The sequence below is a fragment of the Pseudomonas syringae group sp. J248-6 genome, assembly GCF_032586995.1.
In the GTDB taxonomy this organism is placed as follows: Bacteria; Pseudomonadota; Gammaproteobacteria; order Pseudomonadales; family Pseudomonadaceae; genus Aquipseudomonas; species Aquipseudomonas amygdali.
Map to the genome: position 1 here is coordinate 34,416 of NZ_JAWHOP010000016.1, position 15,877 is coordinate 50,292.

A 15,877-nucleotide genomic window follows, 5' to 3' on the forward strand; every position below is an offset into this window, starting at 1 on the left:
CATCAGTTTTTCCGACGGCTGTGGGTTTTGCCAACAGCCTTGTGTCATGATGCTCCCACCGCAGGTAAGCCGCCCTTCTTATATATGAATAGATCCTCCGCGTTGTTCCTTGCTCTTGCCTTTCTAGGCGGCTGCCAGTCAATGGCCCCCGTCTCGTCACAGCCCGTGCCCGCTCAGAAAGACGCCCCTCCCGCGCCTGAAGCCAAGCCGAAGGTCTATGGTTCGTTCACTCAGGACACCCTGGTCAGCCTGTTGAGCGCGGAGCTGGCCGGCCAGCGCAACCGCTTCGACATCGCCCTGGATAACTACGTGACCCAGGCGATCAAGACTCAGGACCCGGGGGTCTCCGAACGCGCCTATCAGATCGCCGAATACATGGGCGCTGATCAGTCTGCGCTGGAAACCGCGCTGATCTGGGCAAGAAACGCACCGACCGACCTTGAAGCGCAACGTGCCGCAGCCATTCAACTGGCGCGCGCCGGACGTTACGACGACTCTCTGGTGTACATGGAGAGAGTCCTGCAGGGTCAGGGCGACACGCACTTCGACTTTCTGGCACTGTCCGCAGCCGAAACCGATCCAGACACCCGCAACGGCCTGCTCAAAAGTTTTGATCGGTTGCTGGGCAAATACCCGAACAACAGCCAGCTGATTTTCGGCAAGGCGCTGTTGCTTCAGCAGAATGGTGACGCCGAACAGTCGTTGAAGCTGCTGGAAGACAACCCGCCCAAAGAAGGCGAAATCGCGCCCATCCTGCTGCATGCCCGTCTGCTGCAAAGCATGAACCGGGGCAAGGAAGCGGTGCCCCTGCTTGAGAAAAGCATCAAGAAATACCCGGACGACAAACGCCTGCGCCTGACGTATGCGCGCATGCTCGTTGAGCAAAACCGTATGGAAGACGCCAAAGTGCAGTTTTCCGCTCTTTTGCAGCAATATCCGGACGATGACGAACTGCGCTTCTCGCTGGCTCTGGTGTGCCTTGAAGCCAAGGCCTGGGACGAAGCGGCTGGCTACCTGGAAGAACTGATCGCCCGTGGTGCACACGTCGATTCAGCGCATTTGAATCTGGGCCGCATCCACGAAGAGCGCGAGGACCCGCAAAGCGCGCTCAACGAATACGCTCAGGTCGGAACGGGCCCGGACTTCCTGGCGGCTCAATTGCGCCAGGCCGATATTCTGGTCAGCAATGGCAACGGCGCAGAAGCTGCCAAACGCCTGGCTGAAGCACGTGCCGAAGAGCCCGATTACGCCATTCAGCTGTACCTGATCGAAGCCGAAACCCTGACCAGCAATGATCAACTGGATCGCGGCTGGCAGGTGCTGAACACGGCGCTCAAGCAGTACCCGGACGACGCCAACCTGCTCTATACCCGCGCCATGCTGGCTGAAAAGCGCAATGATCTGGCGCAGATGGAAAAAGACTTGCGTAGCATCATCAAGCGCGAGCCGGAAAACGCCATGGCGCTGAATGCGCTGGGCTACACCCTTTCCGATCGCACCACGCGTTACGCCGAGGCCCGCGAACTCATCGAGAAAGCCCATCAGATCAGCCCCGACGATCCGGCGGTTCTCGACAGCCTTGGCTGGGTGAATTACCGCATGGGCAATCTGGACGACGCCGAACGCTACCTGCGTCAGGCGCTCGAACGCTTCCCCGACCACGAAGTAGCCGCACATCTGGGAGAAGTACTCTGGGCCAAAGGCGAACAGCGCGAAGCCCGGAAAGTATGGGCCAAGGCCCTGGAACAACAACCCGACAGCACCGTCCTGCGCAGCACACTGCGACGCTTGACCGGTTCAGAGACCCTTTGACGTTATGTTTTTGCGCCACGTAATCGTATTCAGCCTCATCGCCCTGCTCACCGGCTGTGCCGGTCTCACTTCCCGCGAAGCCGTTCAGGGCAAGGGCGACCCCGCGCAATGGCGCGAACACAAACAGCAACTGAGCAGCCTTGATGGCTGGCAGATCAACGGCAAGGTCGGTATTCGTGCGCCGAAGGACTCCGGCAGCGGCACCCTGTTCTGGCTGCAGCGCCAGGATTACTACGATATCCGCTTGTCCGGTCCGCTCGGCCGCGGCGCAGCACGACTGACCGGCAGGCCCGGCGCTGTCGCGCTTGAAGTCGCCAATCAGGGCCACTACGAAGCCATGACGCCGGAAACACTGCTTCAGGACCAACTGGGCTGGAAACTGCCGGTTTCCCACCTCGTATGGTGGGTGCGCGGCTTGCCGGCACCGGACAGCAAAAGTAGCGTGACACTCGACGGTGACAGCCGTCTGGCCAGCCTTGAACAGGACGGCTGGCAGGTGGAATACCTCAGTTATGTCGAACAGAATGGCTACTGGCTGCCCGAACGCGTCAAGCTGCACGGTCAGGACCTCGATGTCACGCTGGTCATCAAGGACTGGCAGCCTCGCAAACTGGGGCAATGACCATGACTGCATTACAGGATATGGCCAAGGCCCAGCTGGTTTTGCCTGCTCCGGCAAAGCTGAACCTGATGCTGCACATTCTGGGACGCCGCCCGGACGGCTACCATGAGCTGCAAACCCTGTTTCAGTTTCTCGATTATGGTGACGAACTGGGCTTTACCGTTCGCGAGGACGGCGAGATTCGCCTGCAGACCGATGTACCCGGCGTCCCGCATGACAGCAATCTGATCGTCAAAGCCGCCCGCGCGCTGCAAAAACAGTCCGGTTGCACGCTGGGCATGGATATCTGGCTGGAAAAACGCCTGCCCATGGGCGGCGGCATTGGCGGCGGCAGCTCGGATGCTGCCACCACACTGCTGGCGCTGAATCATTTGTGGCAGCTTGGCTGGGATGAAGATCGTCTGGCGCAACTGGGCCTGACTCTGGGCGCTGATGTACCGGTTTTTGTCCGTGGACACGCCGCATTTGCTGAGGGTGTCGGGGAAATTCTCACCCCGGTTGACCCCGAAGAACCCTGGTATTTGGTGCTCGTTCCGCAAGTCGCTGTAAGTACAGCAGAAATTTTTTCAGATCCGTTGTTGACACGCGACACGCCGCCCATTAAAGTGCGCCCCGTTCCCAAGGGAAACAGTCGAAATGACTGTAAGGCGGTTGTAGAGAGGCGTTACCCAGAAGTACGTAACGCTTTGAATTTGTTAGGTAAATTTACCGAAGCAAAATTAACCGGAACTGGAAGTTGTGTGTTTGGGGCCTTCCCAAACAAAGCTGAAGCTGATAAAGTCTCGGCCCTTCTTACAGAGACCCTTACGGGGTTCGTAGCGAAAGGAAGTAACATTTCGATGTTGCATCGCAAGCTGCAAATTCTGTAACAGGAATTGAGTGCCAGGCACTCGATTGATTCAATACAGGGGCGTCGCCAAGCGGTAAGGCAGCAGGTTTTGATCCTGCCATGCGTTGGTTCGAATCCAGCCGCCCCTGCCATTTTCTATACTCATCCAGGTTACCCTCAGCCTCTAGGTACTGCGCGTGTCCAAGATGATGGTCTTTACGGGGAATGCCAACCCCGATCTCGCTCGGCGTGTAGTACGTCAGCTGCATATCCCACTCGGTGATGTTTCTGTCGGAAAATTTTCCGACGGCGAAATCAGCACTGAGATTAATGAAAACGTCCGCGGTAAAGACGTCTTCATCATTCAGCCGACTTGCGCACCAACGAACGATAACCTGATGGAACTGGTTGTGATGGCTGATGCCTTCCGCCGCTCCTCAGCGTCCCGAATCACTGCTGTGATTCCCTACTTTGGTTATGCCCGCCAGGATCGCCGTCCGCGCTCCGCACGTGTTGCCATCAGCGCGAAAGTTGTTGCTGACATGCTCACCGTGGTGGGAATCGACCGTGTTCTTACGGTTGATCTTCATGCTGACCAGATCCAGGGTTTCTTCGATATTCCGGTAGATAACATCTACGGCTCCCCCGTTCTGGTGGATGACATCGAAGACCAGCGCTTTGAAAACCTGATGATCGTTTCCCCGGATATCGGCGGCGTCGTGCGTGCACGTGCTGTCGCTAAATCCCTGGGCGTCGATCTCGGTATCATCGACAAACGCCGTGAGAAAGCCAATCACTCTGAAGTGATGCATATCATCGGTGATGTCGAAGGGCGTACCTGTATTCTGGTCGATGACATGGTCGACACCGCCGGCACCTTGTGCCACGCGGCCAAGGCCTTGAAAGAGCATGGCGCAGCCAAGGTCTTTGCCTACTGCACACACCCTGTGCTGTCGGGCCGGGCGATCGAAAACATTGAAAATTCCGTGCTGGACGAACTGGTGGTCACTAACACCATCCCGTTGTCCGCAGCAGCACAAGCCTGCAGCCGTATCCGTCAACTGGATATTGCGCCGGTAGTCGCCGAAGCGGTTCGCCGCATCAGCAATGAAGAATCGATCAGCGCGATGTTCCGTTAACTGACATCACGCAGACGAAAAGCGCCCCGCCCTGACATCCGGTCAGGGCGGGGCTTTTTTGCCCATACCGCCCAAGCGCTGGTCGCAAACGCAACGGCGGATGTGGTTAATTTGGAGATACAACATGAACGAATTTACCCTGAATGCAGAACAGCGTTCCGACCTGGGGAAAGGTGCGAGCCGCCGCCTGCGTCGTCTCGCCAGCCTGGTTCCAGCTGTCGTCTACGGTGGCGACAAAGCCCCTGAGTCCATCAGCATGCTGGCCAAGGAAGTTGCCAAACTGCTCGAAAACGATGCGGCCTACAGCCACATCATCGAGCTGAACGTTGGTGGCCAGAAGCAGAACGTCATCATCAAGGCGCTGCAACGTCATCCGGCCAAAGGCCACGTGATGCACGCTGACTTCGTGCGCGTTATTGCCGGCCAGAAACTGACCGCAATCGTGCCGATCCACTTCCTGAATGAAGAAGCTCCAGTCAAGAAAGGCGGCGAGATCTCGCACACTACTACTGAACTGGAAGTGACCTGCCTGCCTAAAGACCTGCCTGAGTTCATCGAGGTTGATCTGGGCGCGCTGGAAGTGGGCGACAACGTTCACCTGTCCGAGCTGAAAGCACCTAAAGGCGTCGAGTTCGTTGCCTTGGCACACGGTACTGACCTGGCAATCGCCAACGTCCACGCACCGCGCATCGTCAAAGACGAAGCAGAAGAAGGTGAAGAAGGCGCAGCCGAGTAATTCATTACTTGGTAACGTCGGAGTTGCTCAGGAAACATCGCGAGCGATAGCAGGCAAAGCGGGCGAGATCGCTGAGTTTACATCATGGTAAATGAGCAGTTTTCGCCCACATTGCCGCTGTCGTCAGCGGTCTAACCCTCAACTCCAAAGGAAGAGCCCCTGTCGTGACCGCCATACAACTGATCGTGGGCCTGGGAAATCCAGGCGCTGAATACGAACAGACCCGGCATAACGCAGGGGCTTTTTTTGTTGAGCGTATTGCTGCGGCGCAGCGAGTCAATCTCGTTCCCGAGCGCAAATTCTTTGGCCTGACCGGGCGTTTTACGCATCAAGGTCAGGATGTTCGTCTGCTGATCCCCACCACCTACATGAACCGTAGCGGCCAGGCCGTCGCGGCACTCGCCGGTTTCTACCGCATTCCGGTTGAGTCGATTCTGGTGGCGCATGACGAGCTGGACCTGCCTCCGGGCGTTGCCAAACTCAAAGTGGGTGGCGGCCATGGCGGTCATAACGGCCTGCGCGACATCATCGCGCAGCTCGGCAACCAGAACACATTTCATCGCTTGCGGCTTGGCATCGGCCACCCGGGCGATGCCAGCAAGGTATCCGGCTTTGTCCTGGGTCGAGCGCCACGCGCCGAACAGGAAAAACTGGACGCCAGTATCGACTTTGCCCTCGGCGTGCTGCCGGATATCTTCGCCGGTGAATGGAACCGGGCGATGAAAAACCTGCACAGCCAGAAGGCCTGACATCACTCGAGGGGAAACACCATGGGATTCAATTGCGGCATCGTCGGCCTGCCTAACGTCGGCAAGTCCACCCTGTTCAACGCCCTGACCAAATCTGGTATTGCGGCCGAGAACTTCCCCTTCTGCACCATTGAACCGAACAGCGGCATCGTGCCGATGCCTGACCCGCGCCTGGCGGCCCTGGCAGCCATCGTCAACCCGAAACGCATCCTGCCGACCACCATGGAGTTCGTCGACATCGCAGGCCTGGTGGCAGGCGCTTCGAAAGGCGAAGGCCTGGGCAACAAGTTCCTCGCCAACATCCGCGAGACCGACGCCATCGCTCACGTGGTGCGCTGCTTTGAAGACGAGAACGTAATTCACGTCTCCAACAGCGTCGACCCCAAGCGCGACATCGAGATCATCGATCTGGAACTGATCTTCGCTGACCTCGACAGCTGCGAGAAGCAACTGCAAAAGGTCACGCGCAATGCCAAGGGCGGTGACAAGGACGCAGTGGTCCAGAAAGGCCTGCTTGAACAACTGATCGCCCACTTCAGCGAAGGCAAGCCAGCACGCAGCCTGATGAAGAGCATGAGCAACGACGAGAAGGCCACCATCCGTGGCTTCCACCTGCTGACCACCAAGCCGGTCATGTACATTGCCAACGTTGCCGAAGACGGTTTCGAGAACAACCCGCTGCTGGACGTGGTCCGCGCCATCGCCGAAGAAGAAGGCGCAATGCTGGTGCCGGTCTGCAACAAGATCGAAGCCGAAATCGCCGAGCTGGATGACGGCGAAGAAAAAGACATGTTCCTCGAAGCTCTAGGCCTCGAAGAACCCGGCCTGAACCGCGTCATTCGCGCTGGCTACGAAATGCTTCACCTGCAGACCTACTTCACTGCAGGCGTCGAAGAAGTCCGCGCATGGACCGTCCGCGTCGGTGCCACCGCACCACAGGCAGCAGGTGTCATCCACACCGACTTCGAAAAAGGCTTCATCCGTGCCGAAGTGGTGGCCTACGACGACTTCATCCAGTTCAAGGGCGAGTCCGGTGCCAAGGAAGCGGGTAAATGGCGTCTGGAAGGCAAAGAATATATCGTCAAAGACGGTGACGTGATGCATTTCAGGTTTAACGTCTGATTTAAGTACCTGGCTTCAGGCGCTTCTTAAGACATTGGGTAGTTGCTGAAACCTCGATAAAACCGCACCTTTGTGCGGTTTTATTGTTTCTGCGCACCTCGTTTGCACCGCTTTCAATTCAAAGCATCATCTGGACGCCTGGATCTGCCGCACTGGAATCAGTCCCGTCTCCTGATAAGTAAGTATCAGCTCGTCGAATAAACCGATATCACAGCGGGTGCGGGCCATCAGTTGCGCACCGGCAACGGCGGTGTAGATGGAACGGGCGCGTCGCTCACAGCTGGCTGAATCGCCCAGTCCTGCGTCAATCAGGACATCGGTCAGCCAGGCCACGTTTGTATCTGCAAACGCCTTTACTTCAACCTTGACCTCTTCGGGCAGGTCTTCGTACTCAGCAGCCATGAAGCTGGCCATGCAAAGTCGGTTGGCATGCTCCAGCGATGTTCGAAATATTGAAGGATAGTGCTGCAGGCTACGGCTGGGATCTGGATCACGTAATGCGTCCAGCACAGCTGCGGTGTCCTGCCAATAGCGTCTCGCCACCGCAGCGCCGAGGTCTGCCTTGCTCGGGAAGTGGTAATAGATGCTGGCGTTCTTGATCCCTACCGCCTCGCCGATATTGCGGAAATTGATTCCGCTGTAGCCATGCACCTGAGCAGCCGCTTTCGCAGCCGCCAATATGGCCTCCCGCGCATTTTCACTCACGCTCGACTCCTCAACTTGTCTGATAGTTGCGAATTCTACTCACTGCGCGGACACCTGCCAACTGACAGGTAGGGGATTGACAAGAAAGAGACAAAGGACCAGTCTTTACCTACCAACTGGCAGGCAGGTATCTGATAATGACATTCGCAGACTCGCAACTCGATAACACCTCAGTCCCCCTCATGACCATTCATGACTGGTTTGATGGCCCCTACCCCGCTCGCGTAAGAATCGCGCTGGCAGAGAAAGGACTGCTTTCAAGGGTTGAATTCAAATCGGTCAATCTGTGGAAAGGCGAACACAAACAACCAGCGTTTCTGGCCATCAACTATTCCGGAACACTTCCAGTGCTGGAGCTGAATGACGGAACACTCATTGCAGAGTGCACGGCGATCACTCAATACCTGGACCTGGTGACCGGGAGCCCTGTGCTTACAGGTGAAACGGCTGTCGAGAAGGGCCTTATTCACATGATGACCAAGCGTGCCGAGATCGAGTTTCTCGATGCCGTAAGTACGTACTTTCATCACGCTACGCCGGGGCTTGGGCCACACGTCGAGCTTTATCAAAATCAGGAATGGGGTAGCCGCATGCGCGAAAAAGCCGTTCGTGGCATGCGCTATTTTGACAGCATCCTCAAAGATCGACCTTTTGTCGTCGGCGACGCATTCTCCATGGCTGATATCGCAGTGCTGGGCGGCATGATTTTCGCCTCGCTGGTCAAACTTCCAGTGCCAGACGAGTGCGAAGCATTACGTGAATGGCATACCAGGATGCAAGAAAGACCCAGCGTTCAGGAATGGCGAGCGATGGTTGAGCGTGGCGCACCGCAAAGCTGAGTCGGATGAAGTTGTGGTTACCGCCACACAAAAAAACGCCCCGCAAGCGAGCTTGCGGGGCGTTTTGCCAAACGTGTAGCGGTGCCTGAGAAGCTTACTTCTTCAAACGCCCGTAGCGGTCTTCAAAGCGCACGATATCGTCTTCACCCAGGTACGAGCCCGACTGCACCTCGATAAGCTCCAACGGCACCTTGCCGGGGTTGGCCAGCGAGTGTTTGACGCCCAGCGGGATGTAGGTGGACTGATTCTCGGAGAGGATCAGTTCCTGATCGTCGCAAATCACCTTGGCAGTACCCGATACCACGATCCAGTGCTCGGCGCGGTGGTAATGCATCTGCAGCGACAGGCACTCGCCCGGCAGCACGCTGATGCGCTTGACCTGATAGCGCTCGCCCAGATCGATCGTGTCGTAATGACCCCACGGACGGTTGACCAACGGATGAGTGACAAACTCGGGGCGCTCTTCGGCTTGCAGACGTTTGACCACGTCCTTGACCTGCTGGCTGTTGTGCTTGTTGGCGACCAGGATTGCATCCTTGGTTTCGATGACGATCAGGTCCTCGACGCCGACGGTGGCTACCAGTCGATGGTGCGACTGTACCAGGCAATTGCGGGTATCGATCGCCATCACATCGCCTTCCAGGCGATTGCTGTTGGCATCATGCGGACCCACATCCCAGATAGCAGCCCAGCTACCCAAATCGTTCCAGCCAGCGTCCAGCGGTACGACCAGACCAACATCGGTGTGTTCCATGACCGCATAGTCCACGGACTCATCGGCGCACAGGGCAAACTTCTCTGCAGAGACGTGCAGAAAGTAGTTGTCGGCTTCGGAGTCTGCCAGCGCTACGCGACACGCAGAAAGTATGTCGGAGCGATGCTTTTTAAGCTCAGCCAGGAAAACTGAGGCACGGAACATGAACATGCCGCTGTTCCACAGGTAAGCGCCCGAGGAAAAATATTCGGCGGCCATCTCTGAGGAAGGCTTTTCCATAAAGGCTTCGATAGCGAAGCCACCCTGGGCAATGGATTCTCCGCACTGGATATAGCCAAAACCGGTTTCCGCGTGAGTGGGGGTGATCCCGAAAGTCACCAGACGGCCAGCCTCGGCGTGTACCTGAGCAACCTGAACCGCTTGTCGGAAAGCGTCTTCATCATGGATATGGTGATCAGCAGCAAGGACTAGAAGGATCGGGTCGGAGCCATCAGCAGTTGCTTCCAGCGCAGCGAGAGCAATCGCTGGAGCAGTGTTACGGGCAAGCGGTTCAAGAATAACGCGACGGCTGCCCATCTTCGCGACACGCAGTTGTTCGGCAACGATAAAACGATGGTTTTCATTGCTTACAACAACCGCAGGCGTATGCTCCAGGCCTTTGAGCCGGGCCAGCGTGCGCTGGAACATCGTTCCCTGATCCTGGCCATCTAGGGCAAGAAACTGCTTCGGGAAACTCTGCCGCGACAAAGGCCACAATCGCGAACCACTACCGCCAGCCAGAACTACAGGGGTGAACATAGACGCTCCAATCTTAGGCCACGAAGGCGTGACAAAGGCCGCATTATCCGGGTGCTCCGGCCGCTATGCAACAGGATGGCCATTACAATGTATCTACCATTCAGCAACTGTGTCGTTGCAATCGCTCACCATCCCGTGCGAGCCGAGCTGCCCCATGTTAGTCTTCGCGCCCGATTCCGTACCTGCCTCAGTATATCCCCTACAGGCATGCGTAAAGACGCTATCCGAGACACCATTGAGAAGTGATGCAATTGATTGACATTGAGAATGACAGAACATGGATATAGGCTTCAGCTGCACGGTCTGGGCCTACGGCGAGCGAGCCGGGCATCTGGACGGTATCGGTATTTATTCCAGAGCGCTCTGGCAAGGTCTTGACAGGTTGAGTCAGGCTAACGAAATCCACATCAAGCCTTACGCATTCGGCAGTCACCTGCCAGCGCTGGGCTGTGGTAAACCTGCACAGCTGGCCAGCGATTACCGCGTGCATGCTGTTCTCAGTGGCGTATTCAAACTGCCTCTGATCAACTCGGCAAGCATTGCCAAAAACGTACATCTGTTCCATGCCACCGACCACCACATCCCTCGGATCAAAGGCGTACCTGTCGTCGCCACGATTATGGATGTGATTCCGGTGCTGTACCCGGAATGGATCAAGCAAGACCTCAAGCGCCTGAAAAGCTGGCTGTTCACTACTAGCATTGAACGTGCCGATCACATCATAACCATCTCTGAGTACAGCAAGCAGGATATGGTTCGTCACTTGGGCATCGCACCAGAGCGCATTAGCGTCACGCCACTGGGCGTGGACCCTGTGTATTTCGAGCGCATCGACACTGCCGAGCGTGACAGAGTGCTGGCTACACACGGCCTCAAACCCGGCTTCTTTCTCGTGGTGGGCACCCTGCAACCCCGCAAGAACCTGCAACGCGTGCTTGAAGCCTTCCAGCAACTGCCCGCGCAGGTGCGCAAGGAGCATCCGCTGGTGATTGTCGGTCGTGACGGCTGGAGCAACGAGGATCTGCTGCCGCAGCTTGAGGCCTTGCAGCAAAGGGGCGAAGGCCGCTGGCTGAGTTATCTGCCGCAGAAAGAAGTGTTGTCACTGCTGCAAAGTGCCGGGGCGCTGGTGTTTGCTTCGCTGTATGAAGGGTTTGGTCTGCCGGCTATCGAAGCGTTCGCTGCCCAGTGTCCACTGATCGCATCCAATAACTCTTCGCTGCCGGAAGTGACAGGCGATGCCGCTTGGGCTGTTGATCCGCACAACGCCGACAGCATCAGTGCCGCGATGCGCGACGTACTGGAACAGCCTGAAGAACGTGAGCGCAAGGTGCAGCTAGGGCTGGAGCGTGCGCGCCAGTTCAGTTGGGATGCATGTGCGCAAAAAACGTTGGATATTTATCGTATGGTCTTGGCTAATCGACGTTAGTCCCAGGGCGAGGGCCGAGTGGGGATGAAAGTTTCTTTTCAACGGAAACCCAGCAATTGGCTCGGCTGCTGAATTGTCTCTAGGTCATCGATGGCATTGACGATGACTTAATCAGGACCAGCTTGCCTATAATCACGATGAACGCGGACTGCTTTCAACGACCGTAAGTCAATTTATTGAACGGTCGACGGGCGCCGCCCTGAATGTTCTGGCAATCCAGCTAACGATCCAACCTTTCAATGACTCCACGTTGCGGGACCACGATCCTGGAGCGAGGCATCTCACAAACTGGCGTCTCTCCAGCTCATCAAAAATGCCATCGACTCGGGGTTACTCAAGCTTTCTACCTATCTGATAATTCATTTGTCGGGTAGCGAGGGCAATTATCGCCGCTATGCTGGTAATGCATCCTTGTTCTATTGCGGGCGGTGTGGAAACAGTAGAACCCCCCGATACAGGCATTCGCAAAACAGTACAGTGGTATCAGGCCAATCAGGAACAAGGTGAGTGGAGTCATGGCTGAATGTTATCTTGACCAGATCGTGCAACAGTGTAAGGCCGCTGACACATGAAAATTTTGCTGTTGGGAAAAAACGGGCAGGTTGGCTGGGAACTGCAGCGTGCTCTGGCCCCATTGGGTGATGTGATCGCGCTGGATCGTCAAGGCACTGATGGCTTGTGCGGAGACCTTACCAATCTGCAAGGCCTGGCTGCCACCGTTCGAATACTGACCCCGCATATTATCGTCAACGCAGCGGCATATACCGCTGTGGACAAGGCTGAGAGCGAACAGGATCTGGCCGTGCTGATCAACGGCGAGGCGCCTGGCGTGCTGGCTCGGGAAGCTGCGGCGCTGGGTGCCTGGCTGATTCACTATTCTACCGACTACGTGTTTGATGGCAGCGGCGATAGCCAATGGCAGGAAAACGCACCTACCGGCCCACTGTCGGTCTATGGCCGCAGCAAGCTGATGGGAGAGCAGGCCATTCAGGCCAGTGGTGCCAAGGCGCTGGTTCTGCGCACCAGTTGGGTGTACGCGGCGAAAGGCAACAATTTTGCCAAGACCATGCTGCGCCTGGCGAGCGAGCGCGACTCGCTGAACGTGGTGGCGGATCAATACGGTGCGCCGACCGGCGCCGAGCTTATAGCCGACGTGACAGCGCACATGCTGCACCGGGTATTGGGTGATCAGAACTCGGCGGAGCTGGGCGGCGTTTATCATCTGGCTGCAGCCGGTGAAACGTCATGGCATGGCTTTGCCCGGTTCGTTCTGGAACATGCCGAGCGCAACGGGGTGCAGCTTAAGGTCTCGCCCGACAAGATCGGCGCGATTCCTACAGAAGCGTATCCACTGCCCGCGCCGCGTCCGCACAATTCGCGGCTGGCTTTAGGTAAACTCGAAACCACTTTTCAACTGAAGATGCCGCCCTGGCAACAAGGCGCACAACGCATGCTGGATGAAATTCAGCGCTAAGGACTCTCATGGCTCGTAAAGGAATCATTCTGGCTGGTGGCTCGGGTACCCGTTTGCACCCGGCCACGCTCTCTGTCTCCAAGCAGTTGTTGCCGGTGTACGACAAGCCGATGATCTACTACCCGCTCTGCACGCTGTTGCTGGCCGGGATCCGCGATATTCTGATCATCTCGACACCACAGGACACGCCGCGCTTTACCCAGTTGCTGGGCGATGGCAGCCAGTGGGGCCTGAACCTGTCCTATGCCGTACAGCCAAGCCCGGACGGCCTGGCTCAGGCGTTCACCATCGGTGCGGACTTCATTGGCAACGATGCGTCGGCATTGGTATTGGGCGACAACATTTTCTACGGCCATGACTTCCAGTCGCTGCTGCTCAACGCCAGTAACCGTGAGTCAGGGGCCTCGGTGTTCGCTTATCACGTACAGGACCCCGAACGTTATGGCGTAGCCGAATTCGACGAAAGCGGTCGAGTACTGTCGCTGGAAGAGAAGCCCAAGGTTGCCAAGTCGAACTATGCCGTCACCGGCCTGTATTTCTACGACAATCAGGTAGTGGATCTGGCTCGTCAGTTGAAGCCTTCTCCACGCGGCGAGCTGGAGATTACCGATCTCAACATGTTGTATCTGGAGCAGAAGCAGCTGCACGTCGAGATTATGGGTCGTGGCTATGCATGGCTGGACACCGGTACGCATGACAGCCTGCTGGAAGCCGGTCAGTACATCGCCACGCTGGAAAGGCGCCAGGGTCTGAAAGTGGCCTGCCCTGAAGAAATATGCTATCGCTCAGGTTGGATCGACCCCGTGCAGCTTGAAAAGCTTGCACAACCTTTGATTAAGAACGGCTATGGACAATATTTGAAAAGCCTTCTCAAAGATAAGGCGTTTTGACGAAGGCTTTCTACGTGCGTGATGAAAGCCATCAGGGCGACTTTTCACGCATGGCAACCGATTAACTATGTCTGTCGAACTAGAGTTTTCGACTCATGAAACACGACAGCTGCATGGCGGAGAAAGGGCTTCAGAAGGAGGCTGGGAGCCTCATCACCATAGATCCAGCATGCTCATGAATGACTGCTCTCAAACCAATCGTGTGGTAAATCGGTGACAATCGCCCAAGTTTATAGCCACTCGAGGAGCTACCGATGAAAAATATTCCACTTGGGGTGAGCTTCTGATAAAACACTCACTTGGAAGGCACCCAGGTGCCCCAGTCAAATACCTAGGACCGCCGTCACTTACCTGACCAGGTCATTACCCAAGCTCAAAGGAAGCTTTATGCAACTCCATGAGGCAGTAGAGATATTTAGTACGTTCAGTGAAGACATGGTAAATGAAAACATCGGAATAGGCTGGACATTACTCGCAGTGACTTCAGGCACCTATGAAGGTGAACGCCAGCCATGTTATATACTTGGAAAATCAGCAAAGCAGATAGGCATGATTGACTCTGTGATCGAAGTTAAAAAGCAAAGTCAATAACGACTCAATGGACGACAGGTAGATTAGAATCCGTAAAATCCATATTTACGCATTATAGTCTGCCCTCATCCCCTCCACTATTGCTACCGTAACAGCGGGAAAACTTATCAATTAGAAAGCGATCTAGACCTTCATAAGAAAGAACGAGTTTTGAACGCGATAAAACCACCAAATAGATTACACCGAGTCGCGTGACACACAGGCGTGAGATTGCACAATACACAACGGCCTTAACCTCACCTTAACTCCTACTTGTTCGCTGTAACGCCTGGCTAAATCGCCCAATTACAAAGTGCGCCCACCCTCTGAACAAAACCTTTTTATGCTCAACGACATTACCAATAAAATAAACAGCTACAAAAACAGCTCCATAAACAACAGCGCCGTACCCCCCTAACAAATCAGTTTTATCCAATCCAGTAACAGCCAAAATAAATTTAATAATTGGAACATGAAAAAGATAAAGCGTAAACGTGTAACCTGCAAGAAACCGCACTAACCTAGAGAAAAGAATATCAAGATCAACATTGACCTCATTGAAAAGTCGCTGAAAAGCATACAAATGCAAGGACATCAAAATAGCCAACAGATACCCCCAACCAAAGTTTGCAGCGCCATCCAGCCCGAAACCCAAGATCCTTTCAACATTACGCCCAGCATAAACATATGACCAATCGCGAGGCATAGCAGCTTGCACAGAAATATATATCGCAATCGGCAGCAACAATAACAAATACAACACAAACCTAGGTAAAGTCGCTTTAAATCGGACATGATAGGCTAGGGAGCCTGCCAGCCACATGGGAAGTATTATCAACTGTTTTGGACCCAGCATAACGACCAACACCAACAACAGCAAAACTCTTGTCCACCCGCGATAATAGAACATCACACCGTAAATAACATAGCACCAAACTTCAAACGCGAGCGACCAATAAGGACCGTTGGCAAATGGCTGTTCATTACTACTCCACACTTGATTTGTGAAGGTAATCGATTGAATGAAGGTTATCACCCCATTAGTTTTTTGAGATACATCACCATAAAGGTCGACTCTGGAATCACCCACCGCCAGGAAAAAAATTGCCGAGAGTAAAACAGCTGTAAATGCGACCGGCAATATTCTTGCCATACGGTTAGCGGCGTAATCCCTTCTGTCTTTTTCGAACGTATCCGCCGAATAGCTTATGACGTATCCAGAAAGTACAAAAAAAACGACTACAGCATCGTATGCATAATTAGTAGCCGTGAAAAAATTTTCTATGTTTGATGAAAATGGATAATGCTCCATCATTACTGACACCGCACAAATCACGCGCAGCAAATCAATATACACCGAGAGACTAGGCGACATTTTCTTTACAGCAAACGTCTTATTATCCATATAGAAAATATTCCACCGAGGCGATTTTCTTTCATACCTATGAATA

15 protein-coding genes and 1 tRNA gene are annotated in these 15,877 nt (G+C 55.1%); 13 read left to right on the forward strand and 3 right to left on the reverse strand.

The window, feature by feature from the left end:
* Positions 1-84: 84 nt before the first annotated feature.
* From RYC17_RS19450 to ychF, 8 genes are all read left to right on the forward strand, one after another.
* On the forward strand, positions 85-1,812 hold the full coding sequence (locus RYC17_RS19450; protein ID WP_316904156.1) for a tetratricopeptide repeat protein: 1,728 nt from the start codon (positions 85-87) through the stop codon (positions 1,810-1,812).
* 4 nt (positions 1,813-1,816) lie between these two features.
* Positions 1,817-2,434 (forward strand): lipoprotein insertase outer membrane protein LolB, encoded by a 618-nt coding sequence (gene lolB / locus RYC17_RS19455; protein ID WP_316904158.1) that lies wholly within the window; start codon positions 1,817-1,819, stop codon positions 2,432-2,434.
* A 20-nt stretch (positions 2,435-2,454) separates the two neighbouring features.
* The gene (ispE, locus tag RYC17_RS19460; protein ID WP_316904203.1) at positions 2,455-3,303 is read left to right on the forward strand and encodes a 4-(cytidine 5'-diphospho)-2-C-methyl-D-erythritol kinase; all 849 of its coding nucleotides are present in this window, start codon (positions 2,455-2,457) and stop codon (positions 3,301-3,303) included.
* A gap of 37 nt (positions 3,304-3,340) precedes the next feature.
* A tRNA-Gln gene (locus tag RYC17_RS19465) sits at positions 3,341-3,415 on the forward strand.
* A gap of 45 nt (positions 3,416-3,460) precedes the next feature.
* Complete coding sequence (locus RYC17_RS19470; protein WP_002552145.1) at positions 3,461-4,402, forward strand: ribose-phosphate pyrophosphokinase; 942 nt, start codon at positions 3,461-3,463, stop codon at positions 4,400-4,402.
* A gap of 124 nt (positions 4,403-4,526) precedes the next feature.
* Positions 4,527-5,138: a 50S ribosomal protein L25/general stress protein Ctc gene (locus tag RYC17_RS19475; RefSeq protein ID WP_002552144.1), complete on the forward strand. Its 612-nt coding sequence runs from the start codon at positions 4,527-4,529 to the stop codon at positions 5,136-5,138.
* A gap of 164 nt (positions 5,139-5,302) precedes the next feature.
* Complete coding sequence (gene pth / locus RYC17_RS19480; RefSeq protein ID WP_003317127.1) at positions 5,303-5,887, forward strand: aminoacyl-tRNA hydrolase; 585 nt, start codon at positions 5,303-5,305, stop codon at positions 5,885-5,887.
* Positions 5,888-5,908: 21 nt separating this feature from the next.
* Complete coding sequence (ychF, locus tag RYC17_RS19485) at positions 5,909-7,009, forward strand: redox-regulated ATPase YchF (protein WP_003404927.1); 1,101 nt, start codon at positions 5,909-5,911, stop codon at positions 7,007-7,009.
* A 126-nt stretch (positions 7,010-7,135) separates the two neighbouring features.
* Here ychF and RYC17_RS19490 read toward each other — a convergent pair whose 3' ends face one another.
* On the reverse strand, positions 7,136-7,714 hold the full coding sequence (locus RYC17_RS19490; RefSeq protein ID WP_058407997.1) for a TetR/AcrR family transcriptional regulator: 579 nt from the start codon (positions 7,712-7,714) through the stop codon (positions 7,136-7,138).
* Between the two features lie 182 nt (positions 7,715-7,896).
* Here RYC17_RS19490 and RYC17_RS19495 point away from each other — a divergent pair, with 182 nt between their 5' ends.
* Positions 7,897-8,553, forward strand: coding sequence for a glutathione S-transferase (locus tag RYC17_RS19495; protein ID WP_177342358.1), 657 nt, complete (start codon positions 7,897-7,899; stop codon positions 8,551-8,553).
* A gap of 94 nt (positions 8,554-8,647) precedes the next feature.
* Here the strand turns inward: RYC17_RS19495 and RYC17_RS19500 are convergent, their stop codons facing one another.
* Entirely contained in the window at positions 8,648-10,066 is a 1,419-nt protein-coding gene (locus RYC17_RS19500; RefSeq protein WP_058407999.1) for a mannose-1-phosphate guanylyltransferase/mannose-6-phosphate isomerase, read from the reverse strand.
* A gap of 277 nt (positions 10,067-10,343) precedes the next feature.
* Between RYC17_RS19500 and RYC17_RS19505 the strand changes: the two genes are divergently transcribed.
* From RYC17_RS19505 to RYC17_RS19520, 4 genes are all read left to right on the forward strand, one after another.
* Positions 10,344-11,492 (forward strand): glycosyltransferase family 4 protein, encoded by a 1,149-nt coding sequence (locus RYC17_RS19505; protein WP_122281297.1) that lies wholly within the window; start codon positions 10,344-10,346, stop codon positions 11,490-11,492.
* A 568-nt stretch (positions 11,493-12,060) separates the two neighbouring features.
* Positions 12,061-12,966, forward strand: a complete 906-nt coding sequence (rfbD, locus tag RYC17_RS19510) for a dTDP-4-dehydrorhamnose reductase (RefSeq protein ID WP_058408001.1) — start codon at positions 12,061-12,063, stop codon at positions 12,964-12,966.
* Between the two features lie 8 nt (positions 12,967-12,974).
* Positions 12,975-13,856, forward strand: a complete 882-nt coding sequence (gene rfbA / locus RYC17_RS19515; RefSeq protein WP_058408002.1) for a glucose-1-phosphate thymidylyltransferase RfbA — start codon at positions 12,975-12,977, stop codon at positions 13,854-13,856.
* 387 nt (positions 13,857-14,243) lie between these two features.
* On the forward strand, positions 14,244-14,447 hold the full coding sequence (locus tag RYC17_RS19520; protein ID WP_054091872.1) for a hypothetical protein: 204 nt from the start codon (positions 14,244-14,246) through the stop codon (positions 14,445-14,447).
* Positions 14,448-14,688: 241 nt separating this feature from the next.
* Here the strand turns inward: RYC17_RS19520 and RYC17_RS19525 are convergent, their stop codons facing one another.
* Positions 14,689-15,831 (reverse strand): acyltransferase, encoded by a 1,143-nt coding sequence (locus RYC17_RS19525; RefSeq protein WP_316904166.1) that lies wholly within the window; start codon positions 15,829-15,831, stop codon positions 14,689-14,691.
* Positions 15,832-15,877 lie beyond the last annotated feature (46 nt).